Annotated in this window: 17 protein-coding genes and 1 pseudogene; 12 read left to right on the top strand and 6 right to left on the bottom strand. The window is 66.1% G+C overall.

Annotated elements, in window-relative coordinates; genetic code table 11:
• Positions 1 to 84: 84 nt before the first annotated feature.
• A complete protein-coding gene (locus tag JLDANKMP_RS18715) occupies positions 85 to 2,919 on the bottom strand; it encodes a TonB-dependent receptor (RefSeq protein WP_212561826.1) in 2,835 nt (944 codons plus the stop codon).
• Between the two features lie 553 nt (positions 2,920 to 3,472).
• Between JLDANKMP_RS18715 and JLDANKMP_RS18710 the strand changes: the two genes are divergently transcribed.
• From JLDANKMP_RS18710 to JLDANKMP_RS18695, 4 genes are all read left to right on the top strand, one after another.
• A complete protein-coding gene (locus tag JLDANKMP_RS18710) occupies positions 3,473 to 3,925 on the top strand; it encodes a PA2169 family four-helix-bundle protein (protein WP_005411167.1) in 453 nt (150 codons plus the stop codon).
• Between the two features lie 344 nt (positions 3,926 to 4,269).
• A complete protein-coding gene (locus JLDANKMP_RS18705; protein ID WP_249336988.1) occupies positions 4,270 to 6,771 on the top strand; it encodes an RHS repeat protein in 2,502 nt (833 codons plus the stop codon).
• Between the two features lie 66 nt (positions 6,772 to 6,837).
• Complete coding sequence (locus JLDANKMP_RS18700; protein WP_111118249.1) at positions 6,838 to 7,218, top strand: hypothetical protein; 381 nt, start codon at positions 6,838 to 6,840, stop codon at positions 7,216 to 7,218.
• Between the two features lie 24 nt (positions 7,219 to 7,242).
• Positions 7,243 to 7,605: a hypothetical protein gene (locus JLDANKMP_RS18695; RefSeq protein WP_032967009.1), complete on the top strand. Its 363-nt coding sequence runs from the start codon at positions 7,243 to 7,245 to the stop codon at positions 7,603 to 7,605.
• 115 nt (positions 7,606 to 7,720) lie between these two features.
• On the opposite strand, the gene JLDANKMP_RS18690 is transcribed toward JLDANKMP_RS18695, so the two are convergent.
• Positions 7,721 to 11,077 carry an autotransporter serine protease gene (locus tag JLDANKMP_RS18690; protein WP_212561825.1) on the bottom strand — a complete coding sequence of 1,119 codons (3,357 nt, stop codon included), beginning with the start codon at positions 11,075 to 11,077 and terminating at the stop codon, positions 7,721 to 7,723.
• A 188-nt stretch (positions 11,078 to 11,265) separates the two neighbouring features.
• On the opposite strand from JLDANKMP_RS18690, the gene JLDANKMP_RS18685 reads away from it, so the two are divergent.
• Positions 11,266 to 11,466: a hypothetical protein gene (locus JLDANKMP_RS18685; protein WP_005411162.1), complete on the top strand. Its 201-nt coding sequence runs from the start codon at positions 11,266 to 11,268 to the stop codon at positions 11,464 to 11,466.
• Positions 11,467 to 11,622: 156 nt separating this feature from the next.
• Entirely contained in the window at positions 11,623 to 11,973 is a 351-nt protein-coding gene (locus JLDANKMP_RS18680) for a VOC family protein (protein ID WP_005411161.1), read from the top strand.
• 15 nt (positions 11,974 to 11,988) lie between these two features.
• On the opposite strand, the gene JLDANKMP_RS18675 is transcribed toward JLDANKMP_RS18680, so the two are convergent.
• Positions 11,989 to 12,618 (bottom strand): TetR/AcrR family transcriptional regulator, encoded by a 630-nt coding sequence (locus JLDANKMP_RS18675; protein ID WP_088431967.1) that lies wholly within the window; start codon positions 12,616 to 12,618, stop codon positions 11,989 to 11,991.
• Between the two features lie 127 nt (positions 12,619 to 12,745).
• On the opposite strand from JLDANKMP_RS18675, the gene JLDANKMP_RS18670 reads away from it, so the two are divergent.
• Complete coding sequence (locus tag JLDANKMP_RS18670) at positions 12,746 to 14,218, top strand: MFS transporter (protein WP_212561824.1); 1,473 nt, start codon at positions 12,746 to 12,748, stop codon at positions 14,216 to 14,218.
• Between the two features lie 10 nt (positions 14,219 to 14,228).
• Here JLDANKMP_RS18670 and JLDANKMP_RS18665 read toward each other — a convergent pair whose 3' ends face one another.
• Positions 14,229 to 14,534, bottom strand: coding sequence for a KGG domain-containing protein (locus tag JLDANKMP_RS18665; protein ID WP_212561823.1), 306 nt, complete (start codon positions 14,532 to 14,534; stop codon positions 14,229 to 14,231).
• A gap of 133 nt (positions 14,535 to 14,667) precedes the next feature.
• Here JLDANKMP_RS18665 and JLDANKMP_RS22465 point away from each other — a divergent pair.
• The 3 genes and pseudogenes from JLDANKMP_RS22465 to JLDANKMP_RS18650 all read left to right on the top strand — a co-directional run.
• Positions 14,668 to 14,936, top strand: a pseudogene (locus tag JLDANKMP_RS22465) (peptidase S41); the annotation flags it as partial.
• 98 nt (positions 14,937 to 15,034) lie between these two features.
• A complete protein-coding gene (locus JLDANKMP_RS18655; protein ID WP_212561821.1) occupies positions 15,035 to 15,928 on the top strand; it encodes an NAD(P)-dependent oxidoreductase in 894 nt (297 codons plus the stop codon).
• A gap of 209 nt (positions 15,929 to 16,137) precedes the next feature.
• On the top strand, positions 16,138 to 18,669 hold the full coding sequence (locus tag JLDANKMP_RS18650) for a methyl-accepting chemotaxis protein (protein WP_212561820.1): 2,532 nt from the start codon (positions 16,138 to 16,140) through the stop codon (positions 18,667 to 18,669).
• Between the two features lie 77 nt (positions 18,670 to 18,746).
• Here the strand turns inward: JLDANKMP_RS18650 and JLDANKMP_RS18645 are convergent, their stop codons facing one another.
• Complete coding sequence (locus JLDANKMP_RS18645; RefSeq protein ID WP_005414559.1) at positions 18,747 to 19,133, bottom strand: DUF2628 domain-containing protein; 387 nt, start codon at positions 19,131 to 19,133, stop codon at positions 18,747 to 18,749.
• 216 nt (positions 19,134 to 19,349) lie between these two features.
• Here JLDANKMP_RS18645 and JLDANKMP_RS18640 point away from each other — a divergent pair, with 216 nt between their 5' ends.
• Complete coding sequence (locus JLDANKMP_RS18640; protein WP_005411154.1) at positions 19,350 to 19,523, top strand: hypothetical protein; 174 nt, start codon at positions 19,350 to 19,352, stop codon at positions 19,521 to 19,523.
• A 60-nt stretch (positions 19,524 to 19,583) separates the two neighbouring features.
• Here the strand turns inward: JLDANKMP_RS18640 and JLDANKMP_RS18635 are convergent, their stop codons facing one another.
• A complete protein-coding gene (locus JLDANKMP_RS18635) occupies positions 19,584 to 21,629 on the bottom strand; it encodes a TonB-dependent receptor (protein ID WP_212561819.1) in 2,046 nt (681 codons plus the stop codon).
• 495 nt (positions 21,630 to 22,124) lie between these two features.
• Between JLDANKMP_RS18635 and mdoH the strand changes: the two genes are divergently transcribed.
• Entirely contained in the window at positions 22,125 to 24,050 is a 1,926-nt protein-coding gene (gene mdoH / locus JLDANKMP_RS18630) for a glucans biosynthesis glucosyltransferase MdoH (protein ID WP_212561818.1), read from the top strand.
• Positions 24,051 to 24,099 lie beyond the last annotated feature (49 nt).

The following is a 24,099-nucleotide window of genomic DNA, read 5'->3' as shown; positions in this document are numbered from 1 at the left end:
AGTAGCGTGGAGATTGGGTGGAGGTTGTGTGCGGCGTGGCCGGCGGAACTCCCCTTCCACCGGCCACGTGCACGGACGCTACGATCAGAAGCGCTGCGAGTACTTCACGTACACCGTGCGGCCGATATCGAAGCCGCCGTAGTAGGGGAAGGAACTCTCCGGCTTGGAGAACATGATCGGGCCGCGATGGTCGAACACATTGTTCGAGCCCACTGCCACGGTGCCATCCCAGGGCAGCCTGTAGCTGATCTGGATGTCGTGGAACGCATTCGAGCCGACCCTGCGCACGGCATCCGGTTCGCCGTTGGCGATGCGTTCGGGCGCGGTGCAGGGCCGGTTTGGCATGCAGCCTTCCATCATCCCGGAGTAGTAGCGCACCGTGTACTGGGCCGAGAGGTTGCCCAGCTGCCAGTTGACGCCGAGATTGGACCGCAGGCGGAACACCCCCGGGCGTCCAATACGACCGTCCATGATGGTGTCACCGGCCGAGTTCTGCTTCTCCTCGTCGTACTTGGAGACGTAGCTGTTCTGCAGGTCAAGGGTGAAGCGACCGAACGCATACTCCGGCAGGCGGTAACGGATGCCCAGGTCCCAGCCCTCGGTCTTCATCGCGCCGAGGTTGGTCAGGCCGTAGAACATGCTGGTGATGTGGCCATCAGCGGCACGCTTGACGCTGCCGCAGCGCGAGGCATTGCCCAGCACGTAGCAGTCACGGAGGATGCGATCGACGTTGTCCTCGATGATCATGTTGGTGATCTTGTAGCTGTACCAGTCCAGGTTGATGTCCAGACCGTTGACCCAGCGCGGGCTCCAGACCACACCGACGGTCTTGCTCTTGGACTCTTCCGGGCGCAGGTTCGGGTTCGAGCCCGTGGTGAACTCGTTCGGGGTCGCGCACGGGTAGCTGGTGCAGGGCTTCAGGCCCTGGGCCAGCTGCTCGTAGCCACGCGGAACACCGGCGGCGTTGCAGGCCGCGTTGCCGTTGACGCTGTTGGTGGCGCCGATGCCGCAGGGGTCCACGTAGGTTTCGAAGCTGGTGCCCAGGCCGCCATACAGGTCGGAGATGCTGGGAGCACGGAAGCCCTCGGCGAAGGTGCCGCGCACCATCAGCTCCTCGACCGGGCGCCAGGCGAAGCTGGCCTTGGTGTTGGTGGTGCTGCCGAAGTTGCTGTAGTCGGAATAGCGTGCCGCAACGTTGACGGTCAGCTCCTTGGCGAACGGAAGGTCACGCAGCACCGGCACATTCACTTCGGCGAAGACTTCATTGAGGCTGTAACCGCCTGCAGTGGTCTGTGCCCCCAGTGCAGTGCTCTGGCGCGACTGGGCAAAGGCGTCGGGAACGTAGCGTCCCTCTTCCTTGCGGTACTGGTAGCCCATCGCCACCGAGAGCTCGCCCGCCGGCAGTTCCAGCACCGGCCCGGAGATGTTGGCGAAGTAGCTTCGGGTCTTGGTGATGCCGGTATCGGTGAACGTGGGAAACAGGAAGCGCTGCAGTTCCGGGTCGGCAAGCGAGCCGGCGCCAGCAACGCCGTACGGCAGCAGCGGATTCCAGGCCAGGCAGCCGGCGATCGGTGCACCTGCGCTGCCACAGCGTGCTACACCGTTGCCATCAACAAAGGACTGTCCCAGCGCTTGGCGCGAGGCGATCAGGCTCATGTCACCACGGCCGGTCTTGGTCACCTCGTTGCGGTTGAACAGCGCGCCCACCTCCCAGTCGAACGTTCTGCTGGCCAGTTCGAAGTAGCCCGACAGCGTCGGTGCCACGCGCAGCGACTTCAGCTTGCTTTCGGTCGTGCGCGGAAGCTCCCACAGGCGGCGGTTGAAGGCGATGTCATGGCCGACCGGGTTGAACGCACTGTTGCCGGCCAGCGGCGTCCCGAACTTGGTCGATTCGTAGGGGTAGCCGGCAATCTGCTGGTCCGAGATGCGCTCGTTGTAGCCGATATCGGTGGTGAAGGTGATCTGGTCACTCAGTGCATAGTCGGAGCTGAGGAACAGCGACCGGCGCTCGATGCCGGTCTGTACATGCATCTGCTCGTTGCCGTTGGAATACTCGGCCGGCGTGATCGGATGGTAGTCGTTCGGGTTCTTCGGGTCGCCACCACGATTGAGTGTCTTGAACACGGAATTTCCGGTGGCACAGTCGTAAAGCGCCGGGTCACACCAGGAGCCGTTCTGGCTGAGGTCGCTCCAGCCCGCGCGCGGATAACCCGGCCCCGAACCACCATGCTTGGAGAACCAGCGGTCGCGGGCGAACACCGGGTCGGCCTTCTGGTATTCCAGGGCCAAGGTGTAGCCACCTCGCTCGCCGCGCGCGCCGGTAACGAGCGAGAACGTGCTGTCCTTGCCGTCGCCCTGGCTGAACTGGCCATGCTGCGCCGAAAGCTCCAGCCCCTCGACGCTCTTGCGGGTAATGATGTTGATGACGCCGGCGATGGCGTCGGATCCGTAGAGCACCGAGGCGCCATCCTTGAGCACGTCGATGCGCTCGACCGCGCTCATCGGAATCTGGCTCAGGTCCTGCAGGCCGCTGGTGCTGGCGCCCAGGCGCTTGCCGTTCACCAGCACCAGGGTGCGGGTGGCGCCGAGGTTGCGGATGTTTGCGTAGCTGCCGCCGACGTCTTCGCCGGACGACAGCGTGCGCGAACGCGAGAGCGCTGGTGCGCCGGCCGACGTGAGGTTCTGCAGGACGTCGGCGATGGTGGTGAAGCCCTGCTGCTCGATCATCTTGCGCGAGATGGCAAGCACCGGCTGCTGGGTTTCCACATCCACGCTGCGTATCGCCGATCCCGTCACCTGGATGCGGTCCAGGTTCTTCGGAGACTTCGCAGCGTCGTCCTGTGCATTGGCAGCCGGCGAGAAAACGGCGGCCAACACGGCGCCGATCCCTGCCGAAAGCAGAGTGTATTTGTAGTGCATTGTTTCTCTCTCCAAATCCGTTGTGTGGTCGCAATGCGCGCGGCGCTACGACCGGTCTGCATTCCGTTACCCGGAATCGAGAGGAACCTAACATCCCGCTCACATTTGAACTGCGTTATGGACGCGTTATCTCGCGCGCCCTTGGCCGCTGTCCTGCACGGGGAGTGCACGTCGCGTCGACGTTGTGCAATGTCGTTTCGCTTCAGTCTGGCAGCTCCTTTCCCGGCATACACAGGAGGCCGCCGATGAATACGCCTGGCAAGCCGAAACCCAGCTGGAAGCAATGGCATGTGCTGCTGGTGATTCTGGCGATTGCGCTGCTGATCAGTGTGATCATCGTCATCGCGCCATGGTGAGGCAGGCATCGCATGCTTGTTTTCCGTGAACATTCAATGATGCCGGCAATGAAGAAGTCAGCACGTGTTCCGCATGGTGATGTGTACATCAATTCGTACTCACCTGGCCGGCACACGAGGACGATGATAGTGAGGTCGAAGGCAGTGCCGACGCGCTGCCATTCTCCACTGACTTTCGAGCACACAGGAGCGACGCCATGAGCACCCAGTCCACCATCGAACATCGCCTCAACGACCTGATCGAGATCGCCCGTGATGGCAAGTCCTTCTATGAGGAAGCCGCAACGAAGGTAAAGGATGCCGAACTGTCGGCACTGTTCACCCGTATCGCCGGGGTCAAGGCGCGGATCGTCGCGGCGCTGAGTGGTTCGGTTGCCGCCAGCGGCGGCAAGCCGGCCGAGCACGGCACCATGGTCGGTTCGATGCAGCAGTTCTACGGCAAGGTGCGCGCCGCGTTTGGTGATACCAACTACGGCTACGTGGCCGAACTGGAAGAATCCGAAGACCGCCTGCTGGGCGCGTTCAAGGATGTGCTGCAGGACAACGATCTGCCGCCGGCGGTGCGCCAGGAAGTGACCCAGCTGCTGCCGGATGTGCAGGAGTGCCACAACGTCATGCGGGCACGCAAGCACGCCATGAAGGCCGCCTGACGTCCCGCGCCGGGCGGCCGATCGCGGCCGTCGAGCCCCGGAGGCGCGTCATGGCCCGGGAACCTTCGCAGCCCGGCAGGGCTGCGAAGGACCGGGCGTCCGGCCCCGTTTCCATGGTTATACTTGGCCGAGTCCAGGGAACAGGCGCGGCATGACGAAGGGGGCTTCGTCCAGCATCAACGTCAATCGCCAACCGGATGCAGCCGCGTCCGGTTTTGTGCGTGTGCGCGGTTTGCTGTGATGTGCGCTTCGCCGGTCTTTCCGTTGCCTGGTCCTGGTTGTCCCATCGCCATCCATTGCGAACAGGCCCACTGACGATGCGTCGAGTCAATGCACTTTCCGCGATGATGTTGCTGGGCACGGTTGTGGGAAGTGCGGGGGCGCAGTCCTACAGCAAGACCAACGTCATCACCTATCACGATGATCTGTCGAAGTGGGTGCTTGGCCAGGTCCGGACGTCGGTCAACCAGGACACGGGCCGGACCGAGTCCCAGGTGGATTATGACCCGGCCACCGCGAAGCCCCAGCGGATCCATGCCTTCGGCCAGCTCCAGCAGACCATTCACTACAACAGCGACGGTACCGTTCGCGCCGTGGTGGATGGGCGTGGCAATACGGTGAGCCTGTCCGGCTGGAAGCGCGGCATCCCCGGGAACATCCAGTATGCGGATGGTTCGACCCAGTCTGCCGGCGTGGATGACAATGGCTGGATACGCTGGATCACCGATGGCCGGGGCAACACCACGCGTTACGACTACGACGCGATGGGGCGCATGTCGCTGGTCGACTACCCCGACGGCGATACGGTGGACTGGGCGTCCACCACGACACAGTTTGCCCAGGTGGGCGGCGCCGAGTACGGCATTCCTGCCGGTCATTGGCGGCAGACGGTCAGCACCGGCAATGCGCGCAAGGTCACCTACTACGATGCGCTGTGGCGCCCATTGCTGGTGCGCGAGTACGACGCGGGCAATGAAGCCGGCACGCAGCGGGCCTCTGTGACCGCCTATGACACGGAGGGGCGGGTCACCTTCCAGTCCTATCCTGTCGCGGGGGTCGGTACGGTCCAGGACGCCGGAACTGGCGTCCGTACGACGTACGACGCACTTGGGCGGGTGGTCCAGGTCAGCCAGGATTCCGAGATTGGCGCGTTGGTCAGCACAACCGAGTACCTGCCGGGGCGGCGCGTGCGCACGACCAATGCCAGGGGTATCCCGACCGTCGTGACCTACACCGGTGCAGATGCCGCGAAGCTTGACTGGCCGGTACGTATCGAACTGGCCGAGGGAGCCGTGCTGGATATCCCGCGGGACGTCTTCGGCAAGCCGACGTCGATCACCCGCAGGGCCAGCAATGGCTCGGTGACGTCGACCCGGCGCTATGTCTACGATGCGGCGCAGCGGTTGTGCAAGACGATCGAACCGGAAACCGGCGTCACCGTATTTGACTACGACGCCGCATCGAACCCGGTTGGAAGCGCGCAGGGGTTGGACCTGTCCGATGCAGGCAACTGCAACCAGGACATTGCTGCGGCGAGCGGGCGCCGGGTGGTGCGTTCCTATGACGCACGCAACCGGCTCGCATCACTGCAGTTCCCCGACGGCAATGGCAACCAGCGCTGGAGCTACTGGCCCGATGGCCTGGTCAAGCAGGTCACCACGTTGAACGCCGGGGTGGAGACGCACAACAGCTATGCGTACAACCGTCGCGGGCTGCTCATCGGTGAGGTGCAGAGCCCCACCGATGGCGAAGCGCTGGCGATGGGGTATGCCTACGACGCACTGGGCAACCTGTCCGCGCATCGCTATCCCTCCGGCAACGTGGTCGCGTATGCGCCCAACGCGCTGGGACAGGCCGGGCAGGCGGGCTCCTACGCCGCTGGCGTGGTCTATTACCCCAATGGGGCGATTCGTCAGTTCACCTATGGCAACGGCATTGTCCACTCGATGGTGCAGAACGCGCGCCAGTTGCCGGATGAAAGCCAGGACACCCTTGGCGCAACCCGGATCCTCAGCGACGGCTACGACTACGATGCGGTCGGCAATGTGATGGCAATCACTGACGGTGCCACGGGCCGCAACCAGCGTGGCAACCGCAATCTGGGCTATGACGCGCTGGATCGGCTCGTTTCGGCTTCCTCGCCCATGTTCGGCTCGGCGAGCTACAGCTATGACGCGTTGGACAACCTCACGCGGGTGACGATTCTCGGCCGTGACCATCACTACTGCTATGACAACGCCTGGCGCTTGACCAACGTGAAGATCAACGGGTGCGGAGGGTCAACCGTGGTCGGCCTGGCCTACGATGCGCAGGGCAATCTGCGGGCGAAGAACGGACAGCCGTTCGCCTTCGACTTCGGCAACCGGCTGCGTGCGGCGGCAGGTTCCGAGAGCTACCGTTACGACGCTGACGGTCGCCGCACACAGACAGATTCATCGTTCGGACGGATCACCTCGATGTACGACCACGCCGGCGTCCTCCGCTACCAGGCGAGCGAGCGCGAGGACAAACGGACCGATTACATCACGCTGGGCGGAAGCCTGGTCGCCAAGGCAGCGGTGCCGATGCGTCGTTCGCCGGCCGCGAAGGACTTCGTTGGGTGGTCGCCTGTGGCCTCTGCCGTCCGCTACGTCGTCGAGGAAAGCGTGGACGGGGTGACCTGGACCACGGTCTACGAAGGCAACGCCGCGAACTGGACGTCGGCCGCACGCCCTGCCACCAGCTATGCGTATCGCGTGCTTGCCTGTGGCGCCACGGGGAGCTGCACGCCGGTGTCCGATGTCTCGCATGTCCAGCGTCCGCAGGGTGACATCGTGCCCCTGCTGTACCAGCTGCTGCTGGGCTGAGCGTAGCGGGCTGCACCGGCCGCAGTGCACCGTCAACCGGTTATTCATGACAGGGGAAGGAAGAACATGGCTGGAGTACGTGCTGTGTCGTGCCCGCGTGGCGCCATCGGCGGCAAGGTCCTGCTGGCGGTGGTGGCAGTGCTGGGAACTGGCCTGGCCTCAACGGCAAATGCTGAGCCTTACAATCTGGAAGGCCATCGGATCGTATCCGTCGCAACTGGCTGGGGCGGGGAAGGGTTCTACCTGGTGACGCAAGGTGTGCTTCCAGCGGGCTCGGATTGTGGGGGTGGCAATCGCTTCATTCTCCTCAATGATCATCCGATGCAGAGGGAGATGGTCTCGATGCTGCTCATCGCCTGGCAGAACAAGCTGCGTGTCGGATTGCGTGTCGACGGCTGCACCTCCGGGGTAATGCAGCTGAGGGCCGTGACGATGCCTGAGGCCTGATGTCTGAATCCACAGGGGAACTACATGATGATGAGTGACGCGACGCCGGGCTTCCGCAGGAGGTTGGGAGCGGGGTTGGCCTTGACGTTGGCCTTGTGCCTGTCTGCACCACTGAAGGCGGAGCCAACCAGCGATCAGATGACGATTCTGTCGCTGCGGCCGTACATGGACGGCCCGGCGGGAATTGTGTACGTGCATGTTTCGAGTACGGCTTTCTGCAATACCGATACCTTTGCAATCGACATGTCCCGGCCGGGAGCCAAGGAAGCCTACGCGGCGGCGTTGGCAGCGCTGACATCGGGGAAGAATGTCCGGCTCGAGGCGTTCAACTCCACCGGGTGCAATGGCTGGGCGACCCGGCTCCAGTCGATCTTCATCCACGCGTAACGCTCCACGGATGGATCCAGGACGCGATGATCCTGGGGTATCGCGCACAGCCCTGGGGCGTGGATAAAAAGGGGGCGGCCCTGAGGCCGCCCCAAACCGTCAGGAGAACACGCGTCTAGAAACGAACCGACCAGCGCATGTTGGCGCTGTGGTCGCGGCTTTCACTGCCGTACTGGCCGCTGTAACCCAGCTCCAGCTGCTGGCGCGGGGTCAGCCACGCCGACAGCCCCAGCTCGGCCACCACGGCGCTGTCGGCAATCGGGGCGCCTTCGACCGCGAAGGTGGTGGTGCTGTTGGCGAATGCGAGGTCGGCCAGCTGGCTGCGGTCACCCGAGGCACGGCGGTAGCCCACGCCCCCACGCAGGTGCAGCCAGCTGTCCTGCTGGAACGATGCCTTCAGGCCCTTGTCGAAGCGCAGGCCCGCGGTGGCGATCGTGGTGCCGGTGTCGTCCACCTTGCCGTACAGGGCGGCTGCACCACCGCGCTCGTTGATCGGCTTCAGGTCCACCTCCACGCGCGCGACCTGCAGGTAGGGTTCCAGCCCGGCCTCCGGGCCACCAAAGCGGTAGCCGGCTTCGATGAAGGCCTGGCGGGTATGCGCGTTGTAGCGGGCGCTCAGGCTGTCGCTGAACCCTGCGAAGTCGACATCGCGGGTGCTCTTCACCTTGTGCTTGCTCCAGGCGACGCCGCCACGCAGGCCGAGGCCGCCCCAGTTGTGACTGGCATATGCACCGAAGTGGGTGTTGTCGATCTTCGACTTGGCACGAAGCGCCTGCTGCTTGACGTCGGTGCGGCCGGTGCCAGCCAGCACGCCGACCTGCCAGCCAGAGAACTCGTGGTCGATACCGGCCAGCAGGCCGTTGCTGTTGGCTTCGGTGCGGGCGGTATTGCTGTTGCCGTCCAGCCTGCTGTTGCCGCCCAGAGCCTGCACCCAGGCGCCGGTGGCGTCGCCCGCATCGGCGCCTGGCGCGACTGCACCTGCACGGCGGGACAGCGCAGCATCGCGAACGTAGCGGCTGCCTTCCACCAGTGCGAGCGGCGTGGCTGCGTGCAGTTCGCCGCTGAGGCCGTCGAGCACGCCGCCGATCTGCTGCGGGAACAGCTGGGTCAGCGGCTTGGGCAGGCCCTGGTTGATTGCCAGCAGGTCCGCCGCGGCGGCCACCGCGCGCTGGTTCGGGGTGGTGGCGGCGCTGGCCAGCGAGGCACCGCGTGCCACGTCGATGCGGGTGCCATTGGCCCCGTAGGCGAGGCTGAACTGCAGGAACGGCGAGAACGCGCTGAAGTCGGTTTTCGCGAACTGGCCGTTGATGCCACCGTCGGCGCGGATGAAGTTGAACTGCTCGCCGAGATAGTAGATGCCTGGTTCCGGCAACGCGACCAGCGTGCCGCCGAGGGTGGCGGTACCGGTCACGTGCAACTGGTCGCTGCGCCCGCCAGGCGCGAGTTCGGCGGCGTAGACGCCGGTCGCGCCCTGCACGTAGTCGCCGTTGATGGTCAGCGTGCCGATCGAATTGCCGGGCGCGATGGTGCCGTCCACTCGGGTGCTGCCCAACGTGCCGATACCCTTCAGCAGGCCGTTGCTACCGACCGTGGTGGTGCCGCCGGTCTGCATGCCATTGAAGGACACCACGCCGCCATTGACGGTCAGGTTCCCGTCCTTCAGAACGCCGCTGGCGCTGACCGTGCTGACGCCACCGGTGGTGGTGAGTGCGGTGGAGACCAGGCTGCCGTTGAGCAGGAACCGGCCGCCTTGCACATCGACCGCCGAGGTGAGGGTGTTGCTGCCGTTCAACTCCAGCGTGCCCTCGCGCAGCACCGCGCCGTTGAAGCTGTTGTCGCCGCTCAGGCGCAGCCAACCGATGCCGGATTTGGTCAGCGTGCCGGGGCCGCCGATGTCATTGGTCCAGTCGTCCCAGGCATCGCCTTCCCACACCTTCAGGCCGCCGGCCCTCTGGTTCATCACCACGTTGGTATCCACGCGCAGCGAGCCATAGCCCTCGATGGCCCTGCGCAGGTCAACCATGCCCCAGCCGTAGATCGGGTCGACGCCTGCCGCACCGAGATCGCGCGCGGTGGTCAGCAGGACGTCGCGCACCTGGGCGTTGTCCAGGTAGGGGAAGCGCTCCATCAACAAGCCGAGTGCGCCGGTGATATGGGGGGCGGCCATGGACGTGCCGGTCTTCAGGCCGTAGTCGTACGTGGGATTCTGGCTGTCGATGAGAAGACGGACGTAGTCTGCGGTCTTCTCCAGCCGTCCCTGGATGTCACCGGAAACGATGGTGCTGAGGATTGCCGTGCCGGGTGCGGAAATGCACCAGTTGGCGGCAGCGCCACAGATGCTCGAGCCTGCGTTGATCACGTAGTCGGTTTCACCATTGGCTGTATTGGGCTGGCGAACGTTGGCGACGGCCAGCCAGTAGGGCTCGATCTCCGGCTTCCAGCGCGGCAGGGCCGCGGTGATACCGGCGACGGCGCCGCTGCCATTGCCGGCCGACCAGACCTGGATCAACTGCGAAGCGGGGGCGTTTGCACTGTCCTTGTAGATGCTTCCGTATACGTCGTAGCCGGCACCGATGCGTGCGTACTGGGCATCCAGTGCGGCCACGGTCATGTTCCGGGTGGAGATGCCCCAGCTGTGATTGATGGCACGCACGCCTTGTGCCTGCAGCTGCGCGTACATGTCCAGCCTTGCGGCACCATCGGGATCCGTCCGTTCCACGGCTTCAGGCAGGTAGCCTCCGCTCGCCTGGCGCCTCCATTCGTAGTAAGTGTCACCAAATACACGGGCGGTCGTCAGATCGGCACCGAAGGCGACGCCGTGCATCCCCGTGCCATTGCGGTTGGCGCCAATGGTTCCGAGGACATGCGTGCCGTGATCGGCATAGCGGAAACCCCATTCACGGCCTGCGGCAATGATGTTGGCCTGCAGGGAAGCAGGCACGCCCGCGCCGAGCGTGTAGTAGTTGATACCCGGTTGATCACCCTGTGTCTGGCTGCACGCGCCGGTACCGCCGACGGTTCCCGGTGACGCACAGTTCGGGCCGATGGTGATGCTGGAGGTGTTGCGGCCGGCGAATTCGGGGTGAGCCAGTGCCGATCCGGTGTCGAACAGCGCCAGGCGCACGCCCTTGCCGGTCAGGCCGCGGGCATACGCGTAGTCGGCCCCCATCGCACCCAGGCCCCAGTCGGCGTTGAATTCATCGCTGCGCCAGCTGGCGGCATCGCCCGGATTGCCGAGCAGGGCGGTGCCGGTTGCCGCAGGCGTGGCGGCCGTCGATGCTGCAGGCGCGCTGACGGCGGGCTGTGCCCAAGCCGCCTGCAGCTGGCGCTGTTGCTGCCATGCGTCGAGCGCCTCGCCGGCCATGGCGGGCGCGGCAGCGGCAAGCAACAGAGAGCTGGGCACGGCCAGCGCGAGGCGGCTGTGCAGCGGGGAGCGGGAGTGGGACGAACGGCCGTGCAGCGGGTGATTCATCGGGCAACTTCCTTGGTGGACGGGCAACAAGGCCGTTAACGCCAATCTGTGGCGACATCCCCCATGCATGTGAAAGGAAAATTGTGAACAGGTTAAGTGTGCGTGACAGTGGGCTTCACTTCGTCTCCCCGTGTCCTCGCTAACGTGGGCCGGCCTGGGCTCACCAGGCTTATCAAGGAGTGATGGCGATGCGTGTTGTCAGGAAGGTGATCGCAGTGGCGGTATTCGCGTTGGCGTGTACCGGTTCGGTGGCAGTGGCAGGGCCGGTCGAGCCCTGCGACCAGCCGTGCTGGCGGGCCTATCAGATGTGCCTGGCCAGTGGCACCGATGCCGGTGAATGCCAGCAGGCGTACAACACCTGCGTGGTCGATCTGTGCATGGGCGTGTGAGTCGCGCCGTTTGAGCCGTACGCGGAGCCCCGTCATCGACGGGGCTCTTCTGTTCCAGCGATCGCCTCAGATGGCGATGCGGTCATCTGGCCCGAGCCCGCTTGCGGGCCATGCACGCAGCGGCGAGGATGGGAAATCGCACCGGAGCCGCTGCACATGGCCGTCAAACGCATTGTCGCCAACATCGCCACGCCCGACCCGGCGCGTGCCGCAGCGTTCTATGGCGGGCTGCTGGGCATGCCGGTGGTGATGGATCATGGCTGGATCGTCACCCATGGCGGGCAGGGCAGTGCGCTGGCGCAGGTGAGCTTTGCCAGCGAAGGGGGTTCCGGCACCGCGGTGCCCGATCTGTCGATCGAAGTGGACGACCTGCAGCAGGTGCTGGAGCGCATGCACGCGGCCGGCATCCCGCTGGAGTATGGCCCTGCCGACGAGCCTTGGGGAGTGCGTCGTTTCTTCGTCCGCGACCCGTTCGGGCGGCTGTTGAACATTCTCGCCCACACCTGAGCGGGAAGCGTTCCTTCAGCGGCGTCTGCCGCTGCGCGTCGGCGCTGCCGGAACGCCGACCATGCGCAGGCAATCCGCTTCCACAGCGGCGATGAAGGCATCGGCATCCTGTGCGGGTGTGGCGATCAGGTCGTCGGTGGCCCCGTGCACGCCGGCATAGATCAACGAGGCGGTGACCTGTGGAGCAGGCAGCTGCCACAGTCCGGCTGCGTTGCCCGCTTCGAGGATGCCCAGCAGCTGCTGCTGGATCGCATTGCGCTCGGCATTGCCCCGCTGGTGGTGGTGATGGTTGGCGTACACCACGTCATGCAACGCGTGGGTGCGCGCGTAGATCTCGATGTTGGCGCGGATCCAGGCGCGCAGGCGCGCTGCGCCATCACTGGCAGGGTGTTGCTGCACTGCCTGCTCGACCTCGTCCATGAACTGCCGCGTGTAGCGCTGCGCCAGCGCCTGCAGGATCTCGGTGCGGGAGGCGAAATAGGTATAGAAAGTGCCCTTGGCCACGTCGGCCGCGGCGACGATGTCGCTGATGGTGGTGGCGTCCACACCCTGCGAAAGGAACAACGCCTGCGCGGCGTCCATCAGTTCCTCCTGGCGGGTTTCGGCGGGCTTGGTGCGAGGCCTGGCGACAGCTGGGGTCTGCATGGTGGGCGGTATCCGGGTGTGACGGACGCCATTCTAGCTGCCCCTTCGCACTGACTGACCGCCGGTCATTGACCGACGGTCAGTCAGTCGATAGGATGCGCGCACATCCTCCCCCCGGGATCCACGCATGAGACGCCTCCAACGGCCCGCCCTGGTGCTGGCGGCCTACCTCGGTACATTCCTCGCTTCGCTGGACATCAGCATCGTCAACGTGGCCCTGCCAACCCTGCAGCAGGCGCTGCAGACCGACATGGCGGGCCTGCAATGGGTGATCAACGCCTACGCGATCGCACTGTCGGCGCTGATGCTGTCGGCCGGTCCGTTGGGGGATCGCTACGGTCATCGGCGGATGTGGCTGCTGAGCGTCGCCACCTTCACCATGGGCTCGCTGCTGTGCGCCTGCGCCAAGGACCTTTCGACCCTGGTCGCCGGGCGCGCGGTGCAGGGCGTGGCAGGTGCGCTGTTGATTCCCAGTGCGATGCCGATCCTGAGTCACGCATTTCCCGATCCGGGCCAGCGTGCACGCGTGATCGGTGGCTGGTCCGCCTTCAGCGCGCTTGCCCTGGTGCTTGGCCCGTTGCTGGGCGGTGCGCTGGTGCAGCGGGCTGGCTGGCCCAGCATCTTCCTGATCAACCTGCCTTTGGGGCTGCTGGCGTTTGTGCTTGGCGCCTGGGGCATCGCCGAGCGACGGCACCCGCAGCACGCCGCGCTGGATCCGGCCGGGCAGCTGCTCAGCATCGGCGCGCTGGGCGCGCTGTGCTATGGCCTGATCGCGATCGGCGAGCAGGGCCTGCTGGCGCCGGTGACGCTTCTGGCGCTGGGCGCCGCAACTGCGGGGCTGATCCTGTTCGGCATCGTCGAGCGGCGGGTGGCACGCCCACTGCTGCCGCTGGACCTGTTCGCCGATGGTCGCTTCCGTATGCTCAACCTGGCCTCGTTCGTGCTGGGCTTCACCGCCTATGCGAGCCTGTTCTTCCTGTCGCTTTTCTTCCAGCAGGCACAGGGGCACAGCGCCGCGCTGGCGGGCTCGCAGCTGGCTCCCCAGTTCCTGTTGATGGGTGTTGTCTCGCTGTTGTTCGGGCGTCTGGTTGCCCGCCTCGGGCTGCATGCCGCGCTGGTGCTGGGCTACGTCCTGGCCGGTGTGGCGATGTGCGCAATGGCCACGTTCGAACCGGCTACTTCGCGCGCTCATGCCACTGCCGTGCTGATGCTGCTTGGCATTGGAATGGGGCTGGCGGTGCCGGCGACCGGCATGGCGATCATGGCCAACGCACCGGCCGAACGCGCAGGTATCGCGTCAGCCACGATGAACGCGCTGCGCCAGGCAGGCATGAGCCTGGGCATCGCGCTGATGGGCAGCCTGATGGGCCAGCGTGCCGTACAGCAGTTCACCGCCTGCGCACAGGTCGCAGGGCAGCAGCGGCTTGTTGCGCAGGCGCGTGAACTGATCCTGCACCCGGGCTCGATGCACGCCACGCCGCAGGTGCTGACCTGGTACCGCAGTGCGATGGCCAGCGGGTTCGGTTGGGCGATGGCGGTGGCGGGTGCGCTGGCCCTGCTTGCGGCGCTTGGGCTGCATCGGCAGCGTGCATCGGCTTGACGCGCAGCATTCAGCCCTGCTGGCGTTGCGGGTCCTCTGCCGTGCGTTCGATCGCCTGAGGCTGTTGTTGCTGCTGGCGCGCGTTGGCGTGGCGTGCGTGTCCACCTTCGCGTCCGATCGTGGCCATGTGCTGGCGGTCGCGGCTGATCGCTTCGCCGCCCTTGCGGCCTGCGACACGTGCTTCGGCCGGACTGAATTCGTGCGCATTGCCGGAGGCATGTGCCGCGCGCCCGCCCTTGGCGGCGATCGCGCGCTGTTTGTCCTGGTCCATCGAGGCGAAGCCCCGGTTGGAGCTGCGCGGGTTCTGATCAGTCATGTGAAATCTCCTGCAGTGTGGACGCCGCCTTCGTGGGCGACGGCGTCCATGCTTGGCCATCGCACGCTAAGTCCAGGTCGCCATCTTCGCCCCGGTTTTCACGCGCCCTGCGCACGGGGATGATCACGCAGCCGGCCCGGCGGCCGCATCCGTCGCGTATTCACTGCCGGCCCTCGGATGCGCGGCAAGGCCGGCGGCCGCAGTGGCGGTGCCGCACATATGTTCGATGATCCTGTGCTGCTGCCCGATGGCTATCAGATAAACGTTCCGGACCGGCAACCGATCAAACTGCGCACCGGTGGCAACGGCGAACGGACCGGTGTCGCGCCCCACGCGGCAGGCGGCGACGATCCACTCTCCATCGCGCGTCAACTGCTGGCTCCGCCGAAGTCGTCAGGATGAACGCACAGTTGCGCGGTCGTCCTATCGCAGATGTCCCGTTGCATGCCTAGAATCGAAGCATCCCGGTAGTTCCCGGGCGCTTCGAGTGAATGGACTCAATGAAGATTCTGTTGACCGGCAGTTCCGGGCGGATCGGGCGCGCGATCTTCGGCGCGCTGGCGGCTGCCCATGAAGTGGTGGGTCTGGACCGCAGTCCGTTTGCCACCACGCGCATCATTGCCGATGTCACCGATCATCAAGCCGTCGTGCGCGCGGTGCAGGGCGTCGACGCGGTCATCCATACCGCGGCCCTGCATGCGCCGCACGTCGGCCTGGTACCGGACGCGGTGTTCCAGCAGATCAACGTGGACGCGACTGCGCACCTGCTGCAGGCGGCGCGCGAGGCAGGCGCACGGCGGTTCGTGTTGACCAGTACCACCGCGCTGTACGGCCACGCGGTGGTGGCAGGGGGATGCCGCTGGCTCGATGAGGATACCGAGCCGCTGCCGCGAACGATCTACCACCGCAGCAAGCTGCAGGCCGAGGCCCTGGCTGAAGCTGCCGCCGCACCGGACTTCGGGGTGCGCGTGCTGCGGATGGGGCGCTGCTTCCCGGAACCGCCGGAACGGATGGCGATGTTCCGGTTGCATCGTGGGATCGACGCCCGTGACGTGGCCAGTGCCCATGCCGCGCTGCTGCTGGATGAGGGGCCGGCCTTCGCCCGCTACATCGCCTGCGCCGCAACCCCGTTTCGGCGCGAGGATTGCCTGGAACTGGCCACCCAGCCGCGCAATGTACTGGCCCGGCGCGTACCGCAGCTGCTGGCCGAGTTCGAGCGCCGCGGCTGGCCGTTGCCGCTGAGCGTCGACCGCGTCTACGACAGCGCCCGCATCCGTAGGGAGCTGGGGTGGCAGCCGCGTTTCGGGCCGGACGCCGTGCTGCAGCAGTACGCCGCAGGCAGCATCGAGGTGTTGCCACGCGCGGAGTGGATCAAGGATCGGGTGGCCGAATAGGGGAAGCGGGGACGGATCCCTGTCCCGTCCCTGAGTGGATTCAGGAATGTGTAGGCCGGTCGCCTCAACCTCGTTGGCAGGCGGCCGCTAACCCGGTGCGCTTCCTGCGCCGGGCGGGTCCCGGCGGCCGGTGGCCTGCGCGACGGATCGCGCGCCTGCGCGGTGCCCTCCCGGCGCCGGTCGTCCTGAACTGCCTTGCGGACCCCTCCATGCCTTCTTCCCGTTCCGCCGCTGCCCGCCGCCCGGGCAGCATCGCCCACAAGCTGATGCTGGGCACCGCCGTCATCGCGCTGCTGTGCTTCGGCCTGACGGCGTTCCTGATCTATCGCCAGGCCAGTGCCAGCCTGATCGATGCCTCGCGCCAGACCATGACCAGCGAGGCCAACGCCGAAGCGCGCCAGGTCGCCGCCGACCTGGGCACGGCGTTTGCCAGCAACGATGCCATGGTCGAAGCCGTGCTCGCCCAGCGTGCGCGGGGCGACGTGCCCGATCGCGCCAGCCTGGCTGCCGTGCTGGGCGAGCAGCTGCGCACCCACCCGGAGTGGCTGGGCAAGAGCACCATGTGGGAGGCCGATGCCTTCGATGGCAAGGATGCCGAGTTCGCCAATACCGCGATGCACGATGCCAGCGGCCGCTACATGAGCTACTGGGCCTGGCATGACGGCAAGCCGCAGCAGTCGACCATGACCGACTACACCGAAGCCGCCGACGGCTCGGCCGACTGGTACGTGGTACCCCGCCGCGACAAGCTGCCCAAGGTCAGCGAGCCCTATGCCTACGACATCGCCGGCCAGCAGGTGCTGATGAGCACGTTGAGCTCGCCGATCGTCGAAAACGGTACCTTCCTCGGCGTGTTCACCGTCGACTTCTCGCTGGCGGCGCTGCAGAAGCACCTGGCGACGCTGACGCCGATGGGCGCAGGCCGCGTCGAGCTGCTTTCGCCCAACGGCGTGGTGCTGGCCTCGGCGAATGCCGCCGAGATCGGCAAGCCGCGCACCGACGCATTGACCCGCAGCATGCTGGCCGACATCGCCGCCGACCGCCGGTTCGAAGCCTTCACGCCCGATGCAGCCGGCAACGTGCGCGTCTACGTGCCGCTACGCGTGGGCAATGCCCCGCAGCGCTTCGCGCTGGGCGTGGTGATGCCGCACGCGGTGATCGTGGCCGAGGCGCGCCAGCTGCTGTGGTTGACGCTGCTGGTGGGCGTGGTGGCCGCGCTGACGCTGAGTGCCGGCGTCTATGTGCTGCTGCGCCGCCTGGCGATCCGCCCGTTGGCCGAAGCGGTGCGGGTGGCGGGTGACGTCGCCGCCGGCAAGCTCGACAGCACCTTGCCTGCGCGCAGCAACGATGAAGTGGGCCGCCTGCTGGACGCGATGCAGGGCATGCGCGGGCAGCTGCAGGCGGTGATGGCGGCGCAGGCGGAAATGGCGCGCCGCCACGATGCTGGCGAGCTGAGCTACCGCATGGACGCCACTGCCTTCCCCGGCGAGTACGGCCGCATGGTGGCCGACAGCAACCAGCTGGTGGCTTCCAGCAATGCGGTCACCCAGCGCCTGGTCGAGGTGATGCAGCGTTACGCGGTGGGTGACCTCAGCGTGGACATGGAAGCGCTGCCGGGCGAGAAGGCGGTGTTCACCGCAGCGATGGCCACCACCAAGAGCAACCTGGCCGCGATCAACGAGCAGATCCAGCAGCTGGCCGCCGCCGCGGCGGCCGGCGACTTCGCTGTACGCGGTGATGCCCAGCGCTTCGACCACGATTTCCGCCGCATGGTGGAGACCCTCAACATCATGATGCAGGTCAGCGATCACAACCTGGCTGAGCTTTCGACGCTGCTTCGCGCGATTGCCGCCGGCGACCTCAGCGCACGCATGCGCGGCGATTTCCATGGCGTGTTCGCGGTGATGCGCGACGATGCCAACAGCACCGTGCAGCAGTTGACCCAGATCGTCGGCCAGATCCAGCAGTCGGCCGCCAGCATCCGCCTGGCGGCGGGTGAGATCGCTGCGGGCAACAGCGATCTCTCGCGTCGTACCGAGCAGCAGGCCGCCAACCTGGAAGAAACCGCCGCCTCGATGGAGGAGCTGACCTCCACCGTGCGCCAGAACGCCGACCACGCGCTGCAGGCCAATACCCTGGCAGGATCCGCCGCTGACGTTGCCAGCGAGGGCGGGGAAGTGGTCAACCAGGTGGTGCAGACCATGGAGCAGATCGAGGCCTCCTCGCAGCGCATCGCCGAGATCATTTCGGTGATCGACGGCATCGCCTTCCAGACCAACATCCTGGCGTTGAATGCGGCGGTGGAAGCGGCGCGGGCCGGTGAGCAGGGCCGCGGCTTCGCGGTGGTCGCCAGCGAAGTGCGCGCGCTGGCGCAACGCTCGGCGGGCGCAGCGAAGGAGATCAAGGAACTGATCGACGCATCCGTGGCGCAGGTCGGTGCCGGTGCGCAGCTGGTGCACGGTGCGGGCCGTACCATGCAGGCCATCGTCGGCCAGGTGGGGCGCGTCAACGAGATCATGGCCGAGATCTCGGCTGCGTCGCGCGAACAGTCCGCCGGCATCGAGCAGGTCAACCAGACCGTGGTGCAGATGGATGAGACCACCCAGCAGAACGCCGCACTGGTGGAGGAAGCCAGCGCCGCGGCGCGGGCGATGGAGGAGCAGGCCGAGCAGCTGGCCGTGGCGGTCTCGCGCTTCCGCCTGCGGGCCGAACCGGAGGCCATGGCCCGCCGCGCGGCCTGATCCCGGAAACGAAGACGCCCGGCGGGGGCCGGGCGTCGGTTGCATCCTTGCCGCGCATCCTGCGCAGGTCTGATGGCTCAGAACATTCCTTCAAACGGGTTCCAGCTGGTACGTCCTTCCACCTTCTCCAGGTAGTAGCTGTAGTTGGTGCTGGAGGCGACCAGCAGGTTCATGGCGATGAACAGCATGCGCCCGACGACGTCCGGAAGGAACATGGAGACGATGGCCAGCACGATGTTGATGCCGATCACCACCAGTGCCTTGCGCCACATGCCAAGAATCAGCAGGTAGATGGCACCGAAGAACAACGCGAAGAAGTTCAGGTTGATCTTCAGGCGGTCACCAAAGGACAGCGCCTTCCAGGCCTGCTTGAAGCCGGGGTTCTTGGGGGCGCCGTGCTGGCGGAAGAAGTTGAAGCGGAACTGCCACTTCGGGCTGAACTGGGACAGGTCAGTGGTATTCATTGGGGGAGACATCCCTGTGAGAAAACGTTTTCATGATAGGACAAGTCCTATTCAGGATCCAAGCGTCACCGTCAAAAATGTGACGCCTGCCTTGTTCCGGCTGCTGCGGCAGGGGCGCGCACCGTCACCCGCCCGCCTTGTTTTTAGGATAGGGTGCGCAATTCCGCTGCCGCACCAGCTGAATCCGTGCGGCGGCGGGATGTCCATGGAGGTTGCATGACCACACCTGCTACACCGGAAAACGCACCGGGACCGGTGCTCCTGCCGACACCTGAAGTGGTGCAGGCACAACAGCTGCTCGCACGCCAGCAACTGGCGGTGGCGATGGACCGTGCACGCACGGCGGCTACGCAGAGCGCGGCGCCCGCCGCCGCGTTGGAAAGCGAGTAATCCGCAACACCGCCGATCGCGCTGGCCCGTCGCCAGCGCGATCGCGGCGGACGCTCTTGGTCAGAACCGCGCGGTCATGCTGAGGAAGTAGCTGCGCCCGGCCACGAAGTAATCGGTGGAGCCTTCCGCATACAGCTTCTTGTCGGCCAGGTTGCTGACGCCGCCGCGCAGGGTCAGTACCTCGTTGACGTTCCAGGCCGCGGTCAGGTCATACAGCGTGTAGGCCTTGAGGAAGGTCGTCGCCGTGCCGGCCTGCCTGCCGGTGTACTGCGCCGACAGGCTGCTGGAAAACACCGCGTCGGGCGTCCAGTCCAGCGACGAATAGCCCGAGAATTCGGGGGTATCGATCAGGTTGCGGCCGGTGGTCAGGTTCCTGGCTTCCTTCATCCATGTCGCCGAGGTGCGCCAGCGCCAGTGTTCGCCGAAGCGGAAGTTGAGGTTGCCTTCCATGCCGCTGGTGCGCGCGCGCTGCACGTTGCTCATACGCGTCCACCAGATGCCGTTGAACCTGCCCAGCGGTGCGTACTCGATCTTGTTCCTGAAGTCGGTGTGGAAGTAGGTCAGGCCGGCATCGACCAGGTCGTTGTCGAAGCTGATGCCGATTTCGCGGTTGGTGCTGGTTTCCGGGTCCAGGTCCGGATTGCCGGCCATGTAGCAGCCGCCGCGGGTATAGCCCAGCGGAATCAGCGAGGTGCAGCCACGGCCACCGGACTGGGTGGCGGCGCTGGCGGAGTTCTCGGTCAGGCTGGGGGCGCGGAAGCCCTTGGAGACGCCACCGCGGATGGTCCATTGCTCGGCCGGATGCCAGACCAGGTAGGCGCGCGGGCTGACGTGGCCACCGAACGTCTCATGGTGATCCAGGCGCGCGCCCAGGGTCAGTGCCAGGGTGCGGTGCAGCTTCAGTTCGTCTTCGACGAACAGGGCCCAGGTATCCACTTCCAGATCGGAGCCGCTGACGGCATTGCCGGTATAGTCGATCGGCGCGCGGCCGATGGTGTCGGTGTTGGTCAGCTCCTGGCGCTTCCACTGGCCGCCCACGGCGAACTGGTGTTCAACGCCGAGGGTGAACGGCGTGGTCAGGCTGCCCTCGATGATCGTATCGGTGGCTTCGGAACGGCCGGTAGCACCGATGTCGTTCCTGTACTCGGTCCAGTACGCACTGATCTTCGAATTGCCGAAGCTCCACTTGCCATCGTGGTTGAGCGCCAGCGAGCTGCGCTTGAGTTCACTGGCACCCCAGGCGCCTTCGTCCTGCTTTTCCAGCGAAGCATCGATGAAGGCCTGCTGCACGCCATGGCCGGCTTCCAGCGACAGTTCCTGCGCGTCGCTCAGTTTCCACTGCAGCAGCGCATCGACATTGCGGTCCTTCTCGCCTGCATACGCGTTGCCGTAGACACCGCCATTGGAGCGATCCGAATCGCGGCGCATGCTGTTGGCACCGATGCGCAGGCCGAAGCGCTCGCCGAGCGGGCCGGAGAACGTCGCACCGATCTGCTGGGTGTCGCCGCGCTTGCCATCGCCCGCGCGGGTATAGCTGTGGGTGGCGCTGCCGTTCCAGTCATCACCGATGCGCTTGGTGATGATGTTGATCACGCCGCCCATGGCGTCGGAGCCGTACAGCGACGACATCGGTCCGCGCACCACCTCGATGCGTTCGATCTGGTCGGGCGAGATCCAGTTCAGATCCTGGCGGCCGAGATCGGGGCGGTAGTTGGTCGAGGCCGAGCTGCCCATGCGCTTGCCGTCCACCAGCACCAGCGTGTAGTTGGACGGCATGCCGCGCAGCTTGATCTTGGACTGCTCGCCGACCGCACTGAGGCCGCCGGTCACGCCGGGTACGCGGCTGAGCAGGGTGGCCAGGTCGTGCACCGGCTGGCGCTCGATGTCCTCGCGGCTGATCACGCTGATGCTGGCCGGCGCATCCTTGATCCATTGCTGGTTGCCCGAGGCGGTGACCACCACGGTATCCAGGTCCTTGGTGGAGGCATCGGCGCTGGCCTCTGCAGCGGCCACGCCGGGCAGGGCCAGCAGGCAGGCGGTGGCCAGGGCACTGGCCAGGCGGGTGCGCGGCAGGCGCGCGGAACGGGAGCGGAACGGCTTGGACATGACGGCTTCCATCGAATGAGGGGGGACCGGATGGAAGCAGCGGGCACACGCAGACAAGCAGGCAGGCCCCCTTCCATGGGTCGTAGGGCGCACGGTTCGGGCCGGCGCAGCTGGGTGGGTCTCGGCCGTACGGAAGACGGCGACCTGCCTGGTTAATGAAATGATAACCGTTCGCGTTTGTTACGATCCAGTACCCGGTGTCACGAAGCGACATTCCGCTGCGCGGTCCGCCATCGCCTGCTGTTTGCTGAATGGGGATAAATCCCGGCGTAGACCTTCGCACTCGGCTTACATCCGGCGCCCTAGACTGGGCCGCATTTTCGATTCCGCCCCGTTGGAGATCGTGTGGGTTCCGGTAGTGACAGACAGCGACTGTGCGGCCAAGGGCCGGTACAGCCAGGACAAGTGCGGGCGCCGGGAAGGCGCGCCGGGAACCTTCGCGCATGCAGCCCGGCCGGGACGGCCGGCCATGCCGATCGTGGGGAGTAAGCGGTGATGGGGGGTCAAACCATCCACGCGGAAGCGGATGCGCCCCGGCTCGACGCCGGCTGGGCGCTGCTGCCGGCCGAATCTCCGCTGCCGATGCCCGAACAGACCCTGCGCGAAGGCAAGCTGAAGGTCCGTCGGCACCGTACCTCGCCACGCCTGATCGGCCTGCGCCGGTTCTACATCTTCGGCGGCACCCTGGCCATGACCGCCATCGCCACCCGCATGATGTGGCGGGTGCTGTCGGCCAATGGCATCAGCGTGCTGGAAGCCTGCCTGCTGGTGCTGTTCGTCGGCCTGTTCGCCTGGATCGCGCTGTCCTTCGCCAGCGCCGTGGCCGGCTTCCTGACCGCCGTGTTCGACCGTGGCTATCGCCTTGGCATCGACCCGGACAAGCCGCTGCCGACCGTGCACAGCCGCACCGCGCTGCTGATGCCGACCTACAACGAGGATCCGCGCCGACTGCTGGCGGGCCTGCAGGCGATCTACGAGTCGGTGGCCGCCACCGGCCAGCTCGAACGCTTCGACTTCTTCGTGCTCAGCGATACCCGGCGCGAGGACATCGCACGCGCCGAGGAGCAGGTATTCGCCGAACTGCGCGAGCGCGTGCCGGACGGCCAGACGCGGCTGTTCTACCGCCGCCGTGGCGACAACAGCGGGCGCAAGGCCGGCAACATCGCCGACTGGGTGCGCCGCTTCGGTGGCGCTTACCCGCAGATGCTGATCCTGGACGCCGACAGCCTGATGACCGGCGACAGCATCGTGCGCCTGGTGGCCGGCATGGAACACAACGCCGATGTCGGCTTGATCCAGACCCTGCCCTCGGTGATCGGTGGCCGCACCCTGTTCGCACGCATGCAGCAGTTCGGCGGTCGCGTGTACGGCCCGGTGATCGCCCGTGGCGTGGCCTGGTGGCATGGCGCCGAGAGCAACTACTGGGGCCACAACGCCATCATCCGCACCCGTGCCTTCGCCGACCACGCCGGCTTGCCAGCGCTGCCGGGGCGCAAGCCGTTCGGCGGCCACGTGCTCAGCCACGATTTCGTCGAAGCGGCGCTGATGCGCCGTGGCGGCTGGGCCGCGCACATGGTGCCGTACATGGGGGGCAGCTACGAAGAAGGCCCGCCGACCCTGACCGACCTGCTGGTGCGCGACCGTCGCTGGTGCCAGGGCAACCTGCAGCACGGCAAGGTGGTCGGCAGCCGTGGCCTGCACTGGATCAGCCGCACCCACATGCTGATCGGCATCGGCCATTACTTCACCGCGCCGATGTGGGCGATGCTGATGCTGATCGGCATTGCGATCCCGCTGTTCCAGGAAGGCATCGATTTCAATGCCCTGCTGCACCTGTCACCCAGCGTGTACTGGCGGGCCCAGGACGAGGAGCAGGTGGTGCGCCTGTTCGCCGCCACCATGGCGGTGCTGCTGCTGCCCAAGGTGCTGGGCTATCTGGCGATGCTGCTGGACCCTGTCGACCGCCGCGGTTGCGGCGGTGCGATCCGTGCGTTCGTGTCGATGCTGGTGGAGACCGTGCTGGCCGCACTGATGGCACCGGTGGTGATGTACGTGCAGTCGCGCGGCGTGGCCGAAGTGCTGTCCGGCCGCGATTCCGGCTGGGACGCACAGCAGCGTGACGATGGTGGCATCTCGTGGATGGCCTTGATCCGTGGCTACGGCGGGCTGGGTGTGTTTGGTGCGTTCATGGGGGTGCTGGCGTGGGCGGTGTCGCCGTCGCTGGCAGCCTGGATGGCGCCGGTGGTGATCGGCATGGTGCTGGCCGTTCCGGTGGTGGCGCTGACCTCCTCGCGCGGCCCGGGTGCCTTCCTGCATCGCCTCGGCCTGCTCGACATCCCCGAAGAGAACATTCCGCCACCGGTGCTGGTGCGCGCCGCGCAGCTGCGCCGGGAAGCCGCCGAGCAACCGCCGCTGTACTGATGGCCCTGCACCAGCGGCATAATGCGGCTCGAACTTGAAGGAGCCGCAT

Origin of the sequence: Stenotrophomonas sp. PE591, from assembly GCF_018320795.1 — a bacterium.
GTDB classification, from domain to species: Bacteria; Pseudomonadota; Gammaproteobacteria; order Xanthomonadales; family Xanthomonadaceae; genus Stenotrophomonas; species Stenotrophomonas maltophilia.
The sequence above is the reverse complement of the archived record's forward strand: the minus strand, read 5'-3'. Positions and strand labels throughout refer to the sequence as shown.

Coding starts and splice junctions, on each gene's coding strand:
- JLDANKMP_RS18680 (WP_005411161.1), top strand. CDS start 11,623: ATGGCCGTCAAACGCATTGTCGCCAACATCGCCACGCCCGACCCGGCG.
- JLDANKMP_RS18635 (WP_212561819.1), bottom strand. CDS start 21,629: ATGTCCAAGCCGTTCCGCTCCCGTTCCGCGCGCCTGCCGCGCACCCGC.
- JLDANKMP_RS18675 (WP_088431967.1), bottom strand. CDS start 12,618: ATGCAGACCCCAGCTGTCGCCAGGCCTCGCACCAAGCCCGCCGAAACC.
- JLDANKMP_RS18695 (WP_032967009.1), top strand. CDS start 7,243: ATGATGATGAGTGACGCGACGCCGGGCTTCCGCAGGAGGTTGGGAGCG.
- JLDANKMP_RS18685 (WP_005411162.1), top strand. CDS start 11,266: ATGCGTGTTGTCAGGAAGGTGATCGCAGTGGCGGTATTCGCGTTGGCG.
- mdoH (WP_212561818.1), top strand. CDS start 22,125: ATGGGGGGTCAAACCATCCACGCGGAAGCGGATGCGCCCCGGCTCGAC.
- JLDANKMP_RS18640 (WP_005411154.1), top strand. CDS start 19,350: ATGACCACACCTGCTACACCGGAAAACGCACCGGGACCGGTGCTCCTG.
- JLDANKMP_RS18705 (WP_249336988.1), top strand. CDS start 4,270: ATGATGTTGCTGGGCACGGTTGTGGGAAGTGCGGGGGCGCAGTCCTAC.
- JLDANKMP_RS18715 (WP_212561826.1), bottom strand. CDS start 2,919: ATGCACTACAAATACACTCTGCTTTCGGCAGGGATCGGCGCCGTGTTG.
- JLDANKMP_RS18690 (WP_212561825.1), bottom strand. CDS start 11,077: ATGAATCACCCGCTGCACGGCCGTTCGTCCCACTCCCGCTCCCCGCTG.
- JLDANKMP_RS18710 (WP_005411167.1), top strand. CDS start 3,473: ATGAGCACCCAGTCCACCATCGAACATCGCCTCAACGACCTGATCGAG.
- JLDANKMP_RS18665 (WP_212561823.1), bottom strand. CDS start 14,534: ATGACTGATCAGAACCCGCGCAGCTCCAACCGGGGCTTCGCCTCGATG.
- JLDANKMP_RS18655 (WP_212561821.1), top strand. CDS start 15,035: ATGAAGATTCTGTTGACCGGCAGTTCCGGGCGGATCGGGCGCGCGATC.
- JLDANKMP_RS18645 (WP_005414559.1), bottom strand. CDS start 19,133: ATGAATACCACTGACCTGTCCCAGTTCAGCCCGAAGTGGCAGTTCCGC.
- JLDANKMP_RS18650 (WP_212561820.1), top strand. CDS start 16,138: ATGCCTTCTTCCCGTTCCGCCGCTGCCCGCCGCCCGGGCAGCATCGCC.
- JLDANKMP_RS18670 (WP_212561824.1), top strand. CDS start 12,746: ATGAGACGCCTCCAACGGCCCGCCCTGGTGCTGGCGGCCTACCTCGGT.
- JLDANKMP_RS18700 (WP_111118249.1), top strand. CDS start 6,838: ATGGCTGGAGTACGTGCTGTGTCGTGCCCGCGTGGCGCCATCGGCGGC.